At 39.2% G+C, this 15,732-nt stretch carries 16 protein-coding genes; 6 read left to right on the forward strand and 10 right to left on the reverse strand.

The genetic code is table 11. The features are described from left to right. Positions 1-60: 60 nt before the first annotated feature. The 5 genes from EHQ47_RS17790 to EHQ47_RS17810 all read right to left on the reverse strand — a co-directional run bounded on the left by EHQ47_RS17790 (position 61) and on the right by EHQ47_RS17810 (position 4,537). Complete coding sequence (locus EHQ47_RS17790) at positions 61-972, reverse strand: LIC11086 family outer membrane transporter (RefSeq protein ID WP_135747179.1); 912 nt, start codon at positions 970-972, stop codon at positions 61-63. After that, on the reverse strand, positions 969-1,865 hold the full coding sequence (locus EHQ47_RS17795; RefSeq protein WP_135747180.1) for a hypothetical protein: 897 nt from the start codon (positions 1,863-1,865) through the stop codon (positions 969-971). The genes EHQ47_RS17790 and EHQ47_RS17795 overlap by 4 nt, the downstream gene beginning before the upstream one ends. Then, positions 1,865-3,076, reverse strand: coding sequence for an MbnH family di-heme enzyme (locus EHQ47_RS17800; RefSeq protein ID WP_135747181.1), 1,212 nt, complete (start codon positions 3,074-3,076; stop codon positions 1,865-1,867). The genes EHQ47_RS17795 and EHQ47_RS17800 overlap by 1 nt, the downstream gene beginning before the upstream one ends. 57 nt (positions 3,077-3,133) lie before the next feature. Next, positions 3,134-3,970, reverse strand: a complete 837-nt coding sequence (locus EHQ47_RS17805; RefSeq protein WP_135747182.1) for an MbnP family copper-binding protein — start codon at positions 3,968-3,970, stop codon at positions 3,134-3,136. A 99-nt stretch (positions 3,971-4,069) separates the two neighbouring features. Then, the gene (locus EHQ47_RS17810) at positions 4,070-4,537 is read right to left on the reverse strand and encodes an LIC_11090 family protein (RefSeq protein WP_208727457.1); all 468 of its coding nucleotides are present in this window, start codon (positions 4,535-4,537) and stop codon (positions 4,070-4,072) included. Between the two features lie 122 nt (positions 4,538-4,659). Here EHQ47_RS17810 and EHQ47_RS17820 point away from each other — a divergent pair, with 122 nt between their 5' ends. After that, the gene (locus EHQ47_RS17820; RefSeq protein WP_004784080.1) at positions 4,660-4,986 is read left to right on the forward strand and encodes an LB_289 family protein; all 327 of its coding nucleotides are present in this window, start codon (positions 4,660-4,662) and stop codon (positions 4,984-4,986) included. Between the two features lie 69 nt (positions 4,987-5,055). Further along, complete coding sequence (locus EHQ47_RS17825; RefSeq protein ID WP_135747184.1) at positions 5,056-7,032, forward strand: 7TM diverse intracellular signaling domain-containing protein; 1,977 nt, start codon at positions 5,056-5,058, stop codon at positions 7,030-7,032. 14 nt (positions 7,033-7,046) lie between these two features. Here EHQ47_RS17825 and EHQ47_RS17830 read toward each other — a convergent pair whose 3' ends face one another. Further along, positions 7,047-8,723: a Na/Pi cotransporter family protein gene (locus tag EHQ47_RS17830; protein WP_135747185.1), complete on the reverse strand. Its 1,677-nt coding sequence runs from the start codon at positions 8,721-8,723 to the stop codon at positions 7,047-7,049. Between the two features lie 93 nt (positions 8,724-8,816). On the opposite strand from EHQ47_RS17830, the gene EHQ47_RS17835 reads away from it, so the two are divergent. Continuing rightward, the gene (locus EHQ47_RS17835; protein ID WP_004785810.1) at positions 8,817-9,308 is read left to right on the forward strand and encodes an FKBP-type peptidyl-prolyl cis-trans isomerase; all 492 of its coding nucleotides are present in this window, start codon (positions 8,817-8,819) and stop codon (positions 9,306-9,308) included. A 258-nt stretch (positions 9,309-9,566) separates the two neighbouring features. Continuing rightward, positions 9,567-9,830 carry an RNA recognition motif domain-containing protein gene (locus EHQ47_RS17840; RefSeq protein WP_035983131.1) on the forward strand — a complete coding sequence of 88 codons (264 nt, stop codon included), beginning with the start codon at positions 9,567-9,569 and terminating at the stop codon, positions 9,828-9,830. Between the two features lie 135 nt (positions 9,831-9,965). Here the strand turns inward: EHQ47_RS17840 and EHQ47_RS17845 are convergent, their stop codons facing one another. Continuing rightward, the gene (locus EHQ47_RS17845; protein WP_208727458.1) at positions 9,966-10,418 is read right to left on the reverse strand and encodes an AAA family ATPase; all 453 of its coding nucleotides are present in this window, start codon (positions 10,416-10,418) and stop codon (positions 9,966-9,968) included. 136 nt (positions 10,419-10,554) lie between these two features. Between EHQ47_RS17845 and EHQ47_RS17850 the strand changes: the two genes are divergently transcribed. After that, positions 10,555-10,887 carry a hypothetical protein gene (locus tag EHQ47_RS17850; protein WP_208727460.1) on the forward strand — a complete coding sequence of 111 codons (333 nt, stop codon included), beginning with the start codon at positions 10,555-10,557 and terminating at the stop codon, positions 10,885-10,887. Between the two features lie 140 nt (positions 10,888-11,027). Next, positions 11,028-12,407: a class II fumarate hydratase gene (fumC, locus tag EHQ47_RS17855; protein WP_135747187.1), complete on the forward strand. Its 1,380-nt coding sequence runs from the start codon at positions 11,028-11,030 to the stop codon at positions 12,405-12,407. Positions 12,408-12,489: 82 nt separating this feature from the next. On the opposite strand, the gene EHQ47_RS17860 is transcribed toward fumC, so the two are convergent. The 3 genes from EHQ47_RS17860 to EHQ47_RS17870 form a co-directional block, all read right to left on the reverse strand. After that, a complete protein-coding gene (locus EHQ47_RS17860) occupies positions 12,490-12,867 on the reverse strand; it encodes an SRPBCC domain-containing protein (RefSeq protein WP_244290398.1) in 378 nt (125 codons plus the stop codon). A gap of 64 nt (positions 12,868-12,931) precedes the next feature. Then, positions 12,932-13,879, reverse strand: coding sequence for an SH3 domain-containing protein (locus tag EHQ47_RS17865; protein ID WP_135747189.1), 948 nt, complete (start codon positions 13,877-13,879; stop codon positions 12,932-12,934). A gap of 238 nt (positions 13,880-14,117) precedes the next feature. After that, entirely contained in the window at positions 14,118-15,731 is a 1,614-nt protein-coding gene (locus tag EHQ47_RS17870) for a fumarate hydratase (protein ID WP_135747190.1), read from the reverse strand. Position 15,732: the final 1 nt, after the last annotated feature.

Consider the following 15,732-nt stretch of genomic DNA (forward strand, 5'->3'; position numbering starts at 1 on the left):
TACCTTTTACGATTAAAATTTATAGAGTTTCTTAGAACGTTTTAAAAAAGGCATCAGATGTCAATCGCTTCCCCACTCCATGGAGAAGGCAAAAGTCCATGCAGATTGATAGAGTCGATACTCACGATCCCTTTGTAACGGGTACCGATAGGCTAAACTCATGTTGTATTTCTCAGAAAAATTCCAAGAAAACCCAGCGCTCGCCTCCGTAAAATACGATGGGTTCGCTTTATCTTTTTCTTTTGAATAATCCACACCATTATAGGGATTACGATACAAGAGACCAGTAAAGAGAGAAATTTCTTGCATCAAATAATACGTCACATAAGCGGAAATAAGAGTCGTTTTTTTGAACTCATACTCCGGTTCAGGAGGAGAGGCAGAAGGTTTTCTATAGTAGTAAGGAATTCCATCATTGTCTTGTAAGTTGTTTGGTTGGGGACGAGAAAGTGGATTTAATCCACCAATCTTAGTTACAAAAGACCACTTCTCATACAAATACCCAAGTTTGATAAACCCAGAACCTGTATAATAATTTCCACCAGTGAATCGGTCTGTGTCAGGTCCACTGGGAAAACCAACAGAACCCTCGATCACAAAAAAGTAAGGTTTATCTAAATCAAAGAAAGGTTGGAATTTAAAACCAAGATAAGTTTTTCCAATCCTTGCTGCATCCTCTCTTCCTCGTTGTTGGTAATAATTCCAAGGCACAGAAGCATTCAGTGCAAATCTTCCATCGAAAAAATTCATCTCCGCAAAGGCTGTGGTTGTGAAGAGATGGCTATTCTCACGAGTGGATTGGTAATAATCTTGGGTCATTACCAAATAGTTAGTTGGTTTTTCCCTCTTTCCCGTAAATGGATCCACAAATCTTGCGGTGGCATTCGGACTATCCGACGAACCAGTGTGATGTGAATGAATCGATTGAAAAGAAATTATAAAAAGAAATAAAACTAAAACACTTTGTTTCATCGTTCCACTCCAGGGAAACAACCAGGAAAACTAAAAACAATATCTTCTGCTTGGAGATTCTGCAATAGAATATTGTATAAAGTCACATTCGAAACTTTTGAAATGATGACAGGCCCAGCCACGAGAGATAGTTGCTCTAAAAAGCGGACGGGAGTTCCTGAAACGGTGCGATCCTGAAAAAGTGAGGAAAGAGAGAATAGAATTTCTATATTTCCGCTTCTCCCCAGTTTGATTGGGATTTTGCATTTAGGAGTGATGGATTTATTTCCTTGTGAAAACAAAATTGTCACATCTTTTGCTCCCACTGTCATCCGAATATAAATCTCTTCCCAACTCACATTGGCCACTGCCACCACTCCTAATGGCATACTCGAAATCCTTGTGTTTGGAAAAAGAAAACTAGCTCCCGTTTCCATTGTGCTATTGTAAGCTGTAATATTAGAAATCGTTCCTGCTGTTAAAAAAGGATAAGACTTTCCATACAAATCATCTGCTGGCAAATCGAGAGGCACCGTATACGGGGTATGTGTTTTTGCTGTTGCGTTAGAACTTTTTTCCGAACCAGAAGTAGAAACACCTAAAACTTGGTTAGGAGGATTGATGCGATAGGTTCCCGTTTCCCAGGTTATATAAGAACTACTTTGTATTGTAATATTATATGTTGTAGGTGTAGGGCTCGTTAAACTAAATTGGTTTAGGTTATCATCCGCTTGGTCATCATAACTTCGAAGATTCGTACCCACCGCTACCGTTTGGTTGTTATTAAAAAAGATTAAGTTTTGAAGGATTGTTTCTTTTTCTTTGTTACTATCCCCCACCGAACCAAAGGTACAGTGAGAGAAAAGAAGAGGCAGAAGAAAGAACAAAATCCACTTACAATGACTTTGTTTCATCAAAAGGGACTCGCAAACTTAGGATTGGTTAAGAACTCATCGTCCGTAAGGGCCAAAAGGAAATTCACCATGTCATCTCGTTGAGAATCGCTAATGGTAAATGGCCGAATGAGTGCCCCATCTTTCCCACTATGAGCCTGCCCACCCGAACGGTAGTGATCCACCACTTGCGTCAGCGCATCTCTGGCACAATCAATCTTTGTTTTCCCAGCAGCAGCACCTGCGGCTTTGTCAGGATTGTTGGCATCAGCACACATAAAAATACCATCATGCATGTAAGGGTAAGTAACCCCAATATTACGCAATGATGGAGCACGAAATTTTCCCGTATCAGATGCAACTCCCGTTAAATCGAATAATCCTCGTTTGTTGCTCGGAAGTCCGGCGTAATAAGCATCCGTGTGAATTCCGTTGCTATGATAAAAGAATTCTTCCGTTGCCCCACCATGAAAAGATGTGTCCGTAAAATTAAACCCCCCATGGCAATGAAAACATTCTGCCGTTTCACCATTAAATAAATTGAGTCCTCTTACTTCAGAAGCAGTTAAAGCTGATCTGTTATTTCTAAACGTGTATTGGTCATATCTGGAGTTTCCAGAAATCATCGATCTTTGGAAACTAGCAAGGGCATATCGTACATTTTGTTCGTTAATTCCAGAACCACCGAAAGCACGTTCAAACATTGGCGGGTAAATAACATTGGACGATAGTTCATTTAAAAAATTATTATTTTGTAAACCTAGTTCTACCGGTGATTCTCCAAACATGGGAGCACGGGCTTGCAGTTCCAAACTTGTCATTTTAGGATTACTCCAAGTAAGTCTAGGCATATAGGCTACATTAGAAAGATGTTGCGCGTTTCTTGGATGGGCTTGGTTTGTAATCCCACTGGGAAAATCCTTTCCATCTGCAAATGCCAAAGATTGAAAATGGCAACTGCTACATGCCATTGTTCCATTTCCAGAAAGTTTCTTTTCATAAAACAAAAACCGACCGAGTTCTACTTTCGCCTTCGACATAGGATTATCAGATGGAACATTTGGCACAGGGAAACCAGGTGGTAAATCCCAAACCCAGTCGGAAGCAGTTGCCAAGATCCCAAGAGCAGCTAACAACATATCATCATTGTTTTCTTTTTTCTGGAACGGAAAAATGTTACAACCAAACAAAAAAACAAATAAAACAAACAATGGAAAATGAAAATACTTCATATTTGTATCCTATCAAAAACTAGGTTGGTATTAAAACACCAACCTAGGAAAAAATTTTTATTTAAGACTAAACACTCGTTGTGTGATGGAACTATCAACTGCTCCACTACTAATATTCAATCCAAAAGCTTGGACTAAGGTATCACAAGGTGCTGCAGTTCCCGGCATACACATACCCATTGCGCCAAAGGTATGTCCTGTGAGTAACTTATCTACATCAAAAGAAATCTTTTGATTACTTGCGGAAAATTGACCTGTCAGAGTAATCGAAGCTCTGTATTTTTTTGAACAATTACCATAATTAGGCGCTCCACTACAAGTAGTCGACCCAAGATGTAAAAGAGTATAATCAGTTCCATTATAACTAAACTCAATATTTGCATGTTTGTATCCACTTGTCCATGCCCAATACATAGAACTAACATTAAGTGGTGCCGGTTGGACATTTTTATCTAAATGATTTAGTGCCTCAGGAACCCCCACAGAAAATTGAACTCCCGTATATGCTCCAGGTGCGACACTACCCGATACCTTGGTATTTGTTTCTGCAGTTTTAGAAGTTTCTAAATCAACAAGCGCTACACCATTGGATTGCCAAACATTGTCTGTTGACAACGACACATCCGATGTTGAGCCATCTGCTCTTATTAGCTTTACCTCAGAAATAAACATCCGGAAATCACTAAATCTAACGGTTCTTGCATCTGCCAAAGTATTGGAACCAGAGGTAATTTTTTGTCCATTCGCAAGTGCCTCAAACTCTAGATTCACAGCTTGTGGCATAGCCAAAGCCAACAGTGCCAATGTTTGGTTGTCATCTGATTTGGAATTCGGATCGCAGGAAATAACTCCCAACACCGAAAGGAAAATAAAAAATTTCTTAAATATATTCATAAATACCTAATATTCTAAAATACTGTTTTTGATTTGGATTTGATTGAAAGGATGAAAATCATTCATCCTTTCAATATACTAAATGTGAATTTTAAGAATTTAGATACGTGGTGGTCTTAGTAAAGTGGGGATTTTTCCATCCAGAAGAGTGGAAGGAGACTCAGTCATTGTATAAATGGTATCAGAAGAGGGAACCAATTTCATTGCTAAATTGGGCCTATCCATCGTTTGGTGATGGGTTCGTAAATTAAGGGCATCTTTTTTTTGTTTTTTGCAGGAACAAAGATGGGCCTCTCCCGATTTTGCATCGTGGCAACTCGGTTTGAGAGTTTCTTCCGAACTGTTCCCATGGTCATGCGAGGAAACCAAGGAAGTGGAAGATTCTCTGTCTTCGGAAAAAAGTTTATCTTCTGCATTCCCATGTTTTTCCTTTTTGGATCCATGGTTGCACTGGCAGATTTTTGACGCAGACTCTACGCAATACCCTAGTAGCCCACTCCCTAAAAATAGGAATTGGGTACAAAGGAATAGGGCCAAACTACCGGCAATCCACCGTCTAAAGAACATCCACCCCATCTTTGGTCACCCAACCCAAAAATCGAGCCATTTTTGGACAAATTTAGTGTCCCCCCTCCTGGACTTTGAAAACATGGTATTGGAACCAATGCAAACGAGCTAGAGGCCATCAGATGAAACGTACGGAACTAGAACGCAGGGAAAGAGAACTGCGAAAGGCAGAAAAGAAAAAGATCCTACCTGGTCAAAAAGAGGCCATGAGTGTAGGGGATTACATTGACGCCCTTTTTGGAATGTTTCGTTATGATTCGGATGAGATTTTTAATGCATCCGATGACGAAAACATTTTAGAACTTCTGGAAAACATGAAAATGGAACACCCAGAAAAACAATGGGATGTAATCATCCGCAAAGCAGTCAATAAAACCAAAGTAGAACAAAAAGAAAAGGCTTACGATTCCCTTCGTATCCTTGCAGGAATTCCTGCAGTCACTGCTTAAATCCTTTTTTTTCGAAAACAAACAGATTTACAAAGGAAGGTCTTCGTCTTATACTTGTGACCTTCCTGTATGAAACAGACATTCACCTTCATTCTGTTATGTCTCTTTTATACAAACCTCTTTGCTGACACAAAACTTTGCCCAAACACAACTGCTGTTACACTTTCTTCCATTCACGGTGAGACTTTCGATCTTTCCAATCATCTACTTTATTTTTCGAAAAAACCACCCATCCATTCTATCACCGAAGTTTCAAACCACTTTCATTCTTTTCCTACAGAAAAATCAGAAGGTATCATTCCAAATTTCGGAAACACTGACAAACAATATTGGTTTTGTTTTGTCATCCATAATGATGGAACAAATAACAAACGAATCATTACCTTTATCAAATACCCGCTATTGGATGATGTTAAATTTTTCACCTTACGAGAATCAGGTGAAATTTTAGAAAACCAACAAGGAAGACTATTCCCTTTAAAAAACAGAGAAAGGGACTACAGAGGGTTTAGTTATGCTTCTGATTTATTACCTAATGAAACTGTCACTTATTACGTAGGAGTCAAAACAGATAGTTCCATGTCGGTTCCACTCATGGTTGCAGAGGAAAAAGATTTTGATAGTTTTGCTTCTTTGGACACCCTACTACAAGGATTTTTTTTTGGGATTGTGGGAGTGATGACTCTTTACAATCTTTTTGTATACTTCATGGTTCGAGACAAAGCATATATTTTTTACGTTTTGTATTTATTCGTTGCAGCCATTTGGTTTCAACTTTCCTTACAAGGTTTATTGCCAGTTTATTTTTTCCCAAACTCTCCTGAACTAGTATACAATACACATAACCTGCTTTACTTTCTTTTTTTACTAACTTGTTTTCCGATGAGTATTACCTTTATGAACTTAAAGGAAAATGCTCCACTCATACACAAATGGTTTTTGGGATTGATGATCATCCCTATTGTTAGCCTTTGTTTACTTCCTTTTTTACCTTATCGATTGATGAACAGAGCTGGTGATATATTTTCGTTTTTACTCGCTTTTTATGCTCTATTTGTTTCTTATTACATTGCCTATATCAAAAAATTTCCGCCTGCAAGATTTTACTTTTACGGTTATTTTATGGTGATCATTGGAGGGCTTGCCACAGTTCTCAAATACATGGGTTTTTTCCCAGTCAATGCCTTCACCGAAAATTCCTTCCAAGTGGGTATGGCCATTGAAGTGTTACTGATGGCCTTTGGTTTGGGTGATCGGATTTCAGTAGTTCGCAAAGAAAAAGACAAAATCCAATTCAAAGCAGAAATCAACAAACAAAAGTTAATCGCCTATGGAAAAGAACTCAAATTAGCCCAGAAACTACAAGAATCCACTCTTCCCCAAGTCCTTCCTAAATTTCCAGGCCTCATCATCAAAACTGGATATTTTCCTGCTTCATTGGTGGGTGGAGATTTTTATGATCTCACAGTTTATGGCAAACATCAGATTTGCGGACTCATTGCGGATGTCACAGGACACGGTGTACCGGCTGCGATAGAAGCGGCTATGTTAAAAATTGCCTATATGCAAACCTTAGCCTTTGCCAATAAACCGGGAAAAGTATTGGAGAGTATAAACGTATCACTCGTTGGTAATTATAAAAACCAATTATTAACAGCAAGTGCCATCTTTATCGACTTAGAACAAAAACAATTAAAAGTAGCAAATGCAGGTCACCCCGCCTTATACAAGTTCAACGAAAGTTCCACTTTCATAGAAGTCATTCGACCCAATGGCAAACTCATTGGATATTCAAAAGAAGTTCAGTATCCAGAAGAAACTTACAAACTAACCTCTGGAGATAAAATTTTACTTTTTACCGATGGAATTTGGGATTTATGGGAAAATGGCGACTCGGGAGAAGAGGAACTACTCCAGTGGTTACTAACAAGAAAAAGTGAGTCAGTGGAATCGTTGTATGGAGGGATTGATGAACACATTCGCCTACGGAACAAAGAAGGTCCCGCAGACGATGATATAACATTTATTCTTTTTGAAATTACTTAAACAAAGTATGCGGACTAAACGTCCGCATAAATCGCCGCATTGAGTAGTCTGGAAATATTGTCCAAATTACGAGAGATATCGCGGTAAAGAAGAGCTGGCATCAAATTGTCTTTTTTCTGATACTTTTTCTTCTTCACCTTAGAATCGTTCTTTTTAATGGAACGAATCATTTGAAAACGATATTCACGACTTTGGTTACGAATCTGCGGATTACCGAGGATATCAAAAGTTTCACTTTGATCCAAGTTCACGAGCAAAATGTCGTAGTGGTGTTTGAGTAAATCCATTTGGTCTTTTACAGAATGACCGAACGTTTTGTCCAGTGACACTTTTTGGCGGTGGGACTTTCTCATTTTCCTTGCAATGGAAGCAAAGTTATCACCCATCTCTTCCACTGCCTTCACTCTTTCCATAATTCCTAAAACATCTTTCGCATAGTTACCAGTGACACCGGTTTCTTGGATTTGGTTTAGGTAGGTCAATACTTCAGTACGGACTTGGTCTAGTTCTTCTTCTTTTTTCAGAACTTGGCCAATTCTTGTGGCATCGTATGGCTGAAGTAAAATTTGTTCAGTCAAACGAAGGAAATCATACGTATCTCGAATGATTTTTTTTGTGAACTCAACCAGTTCCACCATCGCAAGTTCCGTGGTTTTAACACTACCAGCTTGTAACAATCGAATGGAATCTTTGTCTTTTCCCGTTTTTGAAGCAAGTCCATCAACGATGGCACTGACCACTTTGGAGATTGTATTCACAAACCAAATAAGGATTAGCGTATTCGTAATGTTAAACATAGTGTGAAACAAAGAAATATGGAATCTTGTTGATTCTTTATCTGTGAGAGGATCTCCAGGAATCAAATCATCCACAATCCCTGTGAACAGTTTGAAAAAGAGAAGGGCCCAGACCACGCCGAACACATTGAACAAGGTATGCGCTAGTGCTGCTTTTTTGGCGTTTCGATTTCCTGGAATGGCTGCAAGGTTAGCAGTGATTGTCGTTCCAATGTTTTCCCCAAGGATCATACCATAGGCGGCATCAATTGGAATATAACCGGAGAACGCTAAAGTGATAGTAATGGTTGTGGAAGCAGAAGAGGATTGGATAACAATCGTTAATAGTGCACCAATCAATACAAATAACAATATGGTGTTAAATCCCATATTTGTGTATTGTTGTAAAAAGAGAAAACTATCAGGGTCTTTTGCGCTATCAGGAACAGATGTTTTTAAATAATCCAAACCTAAAAACAAAAATCCAAACCCAATGAGGAAACTTCCCCAACCGGATCTACTTTCCTTCCTTGAAAAATTTAAGATCACCCCTGCCGCAACTGCTGGCAATGCGAACGATGCAATATTGAACTTAAATCCTAAAAAAGAGACAATCCATGCAGTGATGGTGGTTCCTATATTGGCCCCCATGATCACACCGATGGCTTGAGCGAGAGAAATTAAACCAGCATTTACAAATCCAACCACAAGAACGGTGGTTGCCGAGCTGGATTGTATTGTAGATGTAATAAATAGTCCGCTGAATACAGCAGAAACTCTGTTTCTCGTCATAGACGAAAGAAAGGAACGAAGCCGATCTCCCGCCACACGTTGTAAGGACTCACTTAGTAATTTCATCCCGTAGATGAAAATCCCGAGTCCACCTAAAACTTGAATAAGTAGTGACCAATTCATAGATGTAATATTTCCAAGGTTCAATTTCTTTGATTACAATTTGGTACCAACCTTTTATTCGGTTGCAGTATTTTTTTCCATTGGTAGAATGTAATGAATATGTCAAAAACCATCAGCAAAGGAATGGTTGTAGGATTTTCCTATCACCTAAAGAACGCCCAGGGAGAAACTCTGGACCAATCAGACGAACCACTATTATACCTCCACGGCTGGCAAAACATCATCCCCGGTTTGGAAAAAGAACTAGAAGGATTAGTGAACGGAGATTCTAAAAATGTAACTGTACCACCTGAAGATGGTTATGGGACATATAACGAAGCTCTTATCTTTCAAGTTCCTAAAACGGAACTCCCACCGGAAGCAGAGTTGGAAGTGGGAATGGAGTTTCAAACGGACACACCTGAAGGTAGAATGGTTCTATACTTACAAGAAGTTCGTGACGCAGATGTCATTCTGAACGGCAATCACCCGTTAGCTGGAGAAACCCTCCACTTTGCTGTCACAATCAAATCCATTCGCGAGGCAACGGAAGAAGAATTACAACACGGTCACGTGCACGGTCCTGGCGGACACCACCACCACTAGAAATCTCTTTTTTCGCAATTTTCTCTCTGAGTCTTCTTTCAGATTGCTTTTTTTAGAAAGGGTAATTACACTGACAGAAGATTCAGAGTATTGTTGATTTTCACCGCCGAAGTAGTCCTTTCAAGCTTGCACGCTGGTAGCTTTCCCAAGTTTTTCCCTGCATTTTTCTGGAGTTCTTACCAAAAATCCCGTCCAGGGTTCCCGACGATTGTAAATCTAGAATTCCCGAGTCAACTTTAACAAACAGGACAAAAAACTATGTCAGTAAACATTTACGTTGGCAACCTCTCTTACGATATGACTGAAGGTAAACTCAGTGAGCTTTTCGGAGCACACGGAGCAGTAACTTCTGCAAAAATCATCACTGACCAGTATTCTGGCCGTTCTAAAGGTTTCGGATTCATCGAAATGAAAGATGGAAAAGAAGCTGATAACGCAATCAAAGAACTTAACGGAAAGAACATTCTTAACCGTGAGATGAAAGTAAACATCGCAAAACCTAAAACAAACAACTGGAGATAATCCAAGTTTGTTAAAAGGCCGTCGCTTAACTTAATGTTATGCGACGGTTTTTTTTGCCCACTTAGTTTTTGAAATTTTACCTTCCCAACAAACTTAATCTAGAAATTAGATAAATCGAACTTACTTTTCTCTCCCCTACAAAACCACCTGATACTTCGCTTTCATCTTCTCAATTTGTTCTTCTGGAATTTGGTGCACATTTTTTCCATCGTGCCTGTTCTCCACAGTTACAACATAAAGTTTATATCCAAATTCTTTCGCTAAATGTATGTAAGGTGAAAGTTCCCAATCTAAAGTAAATGTATTGTCCACGATGACAAAAGGGATTTCCCGTTCGAGGGCTTGTTTGGTTTTGGTTTCACACTCTTTGTAAGCTAAATGGTTTTTTTGATAGTCAAAATGATATTCACCGGCTTCATCTTCAAAATAGGAATCAATGGAAAAGATAGGTGCCCCATTCGTAAAGGAAATGGCCTTAGCTAAACTTGATTTTCCGGAACCGGGAATTCCTCTTAAAGCAAGTAGTGTTTTGGCTGTCTCACTTGAGGTATGATTTGTTTCAGAGTTTGACAAATTTTGGGGTTCCATTCACCAAAACCTAGTTCTTTTTCCTCACCTGGAAAGAGAAAAATCTAGCCTAGAATGATTCTATCTGAAAGAATAGAGCAGAAACAAGGAGACTTTTGTGTCATACGAAGCGTATAAACTCATCCATATTTTCGGAATGTATCTTTTATTTTTATCCCTCGGCGGAATCACTCTCTACACCATCAATGGGGGGAAAAAATCGGAAAACAAATTCAAAGTAGCGGCAGCCATTTTTCATGGTGTAGGACTTTTGCTCCTTCTCGTCGCTGGATTTGGACTGATGAAGTTCCGAGGAATTTCTCATTCCGCACTTCCAGTTTGGGTGATTTTAAAAATCGTCATCTGGCTTGCGTTTGGTGGACTTTTGGCAATGGCATCTAAAAAAGAAAAATTTGCCAAAATCCTTTGGTTTGTATTTCCTCTTTTGGGACTCGCGGCAGCTTACTTAGCTTTCTACCAACCATTTTAGTTTTTTGATGATTGATTCCTCCCGTTGTTTTTGATACGGGAGGTTTGATTTTTTACTCCCACCTTTTTCTTTTTCGATTCTCAAAACAAACTCCGTCTACATAAAGAACAGAATTTATCTAAATGAATTTGTGAGGGCATATGAAAACAAGAATCGAAACCGACTCTATGGGTGAAATTGCTGTAGAAAACACTCGTTATTGGGGTGCACAAACCGAACGTTCCCTCCACCACTTCCATATCGGTAATGATCGATTTCCGAGAGAAATGATTCGAGCTCTTGGAATTTTAAAAAAGTGCGCTGCACTCACAAATAAAGAGTTAGGCATCTTATCTCCGGAAAAATCAGAACTTATCGTAAAGGCAGCAGAAGAAGTCATTGCCGGAACTTTGGATGACCACTTCCCTCTTGCCATATGGCAAACCGGATCAGGTACACAAACCAATATGAATGTGAACGAAGTCATATCAAATCGTGCCATCGAATTGGCAGGTGGAGTTATGGGTTCTAAAAATCCCATCCATCCCAATGACGATGTGAACAAAGCACAAAGTTCCAATGACACCTTTCCTACAGCCATGCACATTGCTTGTATCGAACAATTGGTTCACAAACTCATTCCCGCCTTACAAACGCTTCACGATACTTTCGAAAAAAAATCAAAAGAGTTTGAAAGTATCATTAAAATTGGAAGAACCCATTTGCAAGACGCCACACCTCTCACACTGGGTCAGGAATTTTCTGGATATGTACAACAACTCTCGTATTCCATAGACAGAGTCAAACGGGCCTTACCTTCTGTTTATCGTTTGGCACTTGGCGGAACGGCTGTGGGAACAGGACTCAACACACATGCCGAGTTTGCAGTAAAAGCTGCGGAAGCGATTGCCAAAGAAACAGGACTACCTTTTGTCAGTGCGGAAAACAAATTTGAGGCTCTCGCCGCACATGATTCGTTAGTCGAAGTCAGTGGTGTTTTAAAAACCATCGCTTGTTCCCTCATGAAAATCGCAAACGATATCCGTTGGTTGGCTTCGGGCCCACGTTCCGGGATTGGAGAAATCTCCATTCCCGAAAATGAACCTGGCTCTTCGATTATGCCGGGAAAAGTCAATCCTACACAATCCGAAGCCATGACCATGGTGGCCGCTCAGGTCATCGGAAATGATGTGGCAGTGAATCTAGGAGGATCTTCCGGTAATTTTGAACTGAATGTATTCAAACCTCTGATTATCTTTAATGTTTTAAATTCCATACGCCTGTTAGCGGATGCAACTTTATCTTTTGAAGAACATTGCGCACGAGGAATAGAACCAAACCGAGAAACGATCGAACAAAATTTAAATCGTTCGTTAATGCTTGTGACAGCACTAAACCCTTATATTGGATATGACAAAGCAGCGAAAATTGCGAAAACAGCTCACAAAGAAAACTCAACACTAAAAGAAGCGGGAATCAAATTAGGAATCCTCACTGCTGAGCAGTTTGACGAATGGGTGAAACCGGAAGAGATGATTTGAAATAATGTAAAAACAATTAGAGATTCATCATAACAAAAAAAAAAATTCTTAAACCAAAATGAAAATCCTTTTATTTTTTGGCTTAAATGGAATTCGTTTTCACAACATTCCGAATCTTATCCCAATAGTTTTGGCGCCAACCTTCCTCTATATCAGGGATAAGTTCCTTCGGAACGCCGCGGTGCGTGAGTACAACTTCAGTTCCACCTTCAGAAGTTTCTTTGAAGGTAAAAGTAGCCATCGAATAAATTCCCTCAGGAAAATCGGTTCTTCTCCATGCTTGGACAATACGTTTCGAAGGTGCAAGATCGACGATGATTCCGGAAATTTTTCCAGACATAGTGAAAAACGTACCACCGATGTGTTTGCTGATCGTGGCAGTTTCCCCAGTGAGTGAAGTGACTTTCTTCGAGTCAGCGATGCATTGGTAAATTGTCATAGGTGAGGCTTTAAATTTCACTTTCTGTTTAATTGTTTTACACATATAAGTTTACCTTATCTGAATTTTAATTACCAAACCAATATCATTCTGAATCTATTGACTCTTCTGATTCCACCTGTTCTTCCGCTTCTTCTTTAAGGTTACAATTGATAAATGGATCTAATTCATCTTCGATAATGATTTCGTCGATTACTCTTTGTAATTCACCAACAAAGTCGACTCTCCGCATTTCACAGACATATTTTTTATCATCACTTGTCCTAAGATTAAAGTAAACTGCTTCTTGTGGCATTCCAAAACTAGACTCACCCATTTGATAAGTAGCAGTGCAATCAACGTCACCAACTTTACATTCCGTGACGAGAAATCCTTTACCAAAAATTTTAAATTCTGCTTTTAAATCATTATCTTTGACATAGAACACATAGGGGCTTACTAGTTCTTGAAGACTCTTTTTATAATAACGAATATCATATTCATCATCGCTTAAGGAATTGCGGTTCACCCAACCTACTTGATCATTATATTTGACTTTTACATATCCTACATTTTCAGTTAAAGGATTCGTATTTTCCATTACATCGAAAACAATATTTTTTGGAATGGTGGTGATGATTGAAGCGTTGGGAGTAAAGTCAGTATAAAGTGGAACTGAATTGTTGCCAAGTGTACGTAAACTTTTACTGATATCTAAATCAAATCGGCTCACCAATATTTCTTTTCCTTTCCAAAAGGCTTTATAATGATAAACGTTTTTATCAATTTTGACTTCTATGAATTTTCCATATTTATCTGTAGGTAAAACAACTTTATCCAAAGGAACAGGAGGGTTCACTTTGATGAATGATAAATCTAAGTCAAGACCAGGTATAATTGCACTTGGAGAAATAAAAGTAGTCAAACATGTGAAATTCTTAGGACAATCGGAAGGTTCTTTCTTTCTAGAAAGATCTGTACCGTTCAATAGAAACAGTGAAAATAATAAAATTACAAATTTTTGGAATAAACAAATACGATTGGATACTTTCATTTTAATACTTTTCCATTTTAAAAAACTAACGTTACAAATGATTCGATGCTTTAACGCATCAAAACGATGTTAACGCAAATCTTTCCTTTTGGAAAGTCAGATTTTATCATGATTGCAACAATAAATAGGCAAAAGAGAAGGAAGGGTTTTGTTGGTATCATCATCTTCAGTATCCCGAGTGGAAATGACAAACAATGCCCTTTGTTTGCCACTTCCCTAGAATGTGAAAAGAAAAAACCTAATTCAACATTTGGAAAAAATCATTTCCTTTATCATCCACTACGATGAAGGCAGGAAAGTTTTCCACATCAATGGACCAAACTGCTTCCATACCTAACTCTGGAAAGTCGAGGACTTCTACCTTTTTGATATTTTCTTTGGCAAGAAGGGCCGCCGGGCCACCGATGGATCCGAGATAAAACCCACCATTTTTTTTGCAACTATCAGTGACCACCTTGGAACGATTTCCCTTAGCAAGAGAAATCATCGAATAACCTTTTTCTTGGAAAAGAGGAACATAACTATCCATACGACCTGCAGTGGTTGGGCCAAAAGAACCAGATGGCATTCCTTCTGGAGTTTTGGCAGGACCTGCATAATACACTGGATGGTTTTTGAAATATTCGGGAAGTGGTTCACCCTTATCCAATTTTTCCTTTAACTTTGCATGAGCAATGTCACGAGCCACAACGAGACGGCCCGACAACATAACACGTGTTTTGACAGGATATTTAGTAAGAACCTTTAGAATTTCAGGCATTGGTTGGTTGAGATTGATATGTACGGATTCTGTATTTGCATCCACATCATCAATCGTTGGTAAAAACTTAGATGGATCATATTCTAGTTTTTCTAAATAGATTCCGTCTTTTGTAATTTTTCCTTTGATGTTCCGATCGGCACTACAACTCACGCCAAGTCCCACTGGACAAGAAGCACCGTGGCGAGGAAGTCGAATGACTTTAAAGTCATGGGCCAAATACTTTCCACCAAACTGAGCTCCAATCCCTGATTTTTGAGCTGCCAGTAACATTTTTTCTTCCAGTTCTATATCGCGGAAGGCAGATCCAAATTTGTCTCCTTTGGTTGGCAAATGATCCAAATATCCAGCTGACGCCAGTTTTACGGTCTTTAAATTGGCTTCTGCTGACGTTCCTCCAATCACCACGGCGATATGGTAAGGAGGGCAAGCTGCTGTACCCAAGTTGGATACTTTGTCTGCTATGAATTTTTCGAGAGAAGCAGGATTGAGAAGTGCTTTTGTTTCTTGGAAAAGATACGTTTTGTTCGCAGACCCACCCCCTTTTGCCAAAAATAGAAAACTATATTTATCGCCAGGTGTGGAATAAATATCGATCTGAGCAGGTAAATTGGAACCGGAATTGACCTCATCATACATTGTGAGAGGAACCACTTGTGAATATCGTAAGTTTCTATTTACATAGGTATTGTAGATTCCACGAGAAAGGGCTTCTGCATCATCGCCACCGGTGATCACATATTCGCCTTTTTTTGCCATGACAATCCCGGTTCCTGTATCTTGGCAGGAGGGAAGTTGTTTGTCTGCGGCAATCACAGCATTTTTAAGGAGAGCCATTGCCACAAAACGATCGTTTGGTGTTGCTTCCGGATCGTCTAAAATTTTACGAACTTTTTCCAAGTGTTTTGTTCTTAGATAAAAAGATACATCTTCCATTGCCTTTTCCGCAAGGAAGGTAAGTCCTTCCGGTTCCACTTTTAGAATTTCTTTATCCCCAAAGGGGACAGTGCTTACAAAATCTTTTGTGAGTAATTTGTATTCGGTGGTGTCTTCTTTTAAAGGGAAAGGATCGGCGTAAAAAAACTCTGGCATG

It is taken from the genome of Leptospira bourretii, from assembly GCF_004770145.1.
Lineage (GTDB): Bacteria > Spirochaetota > Leptospiria > Leptospirales > Leptospiraceae > Leptospira_A > Leptospira_A bourretii.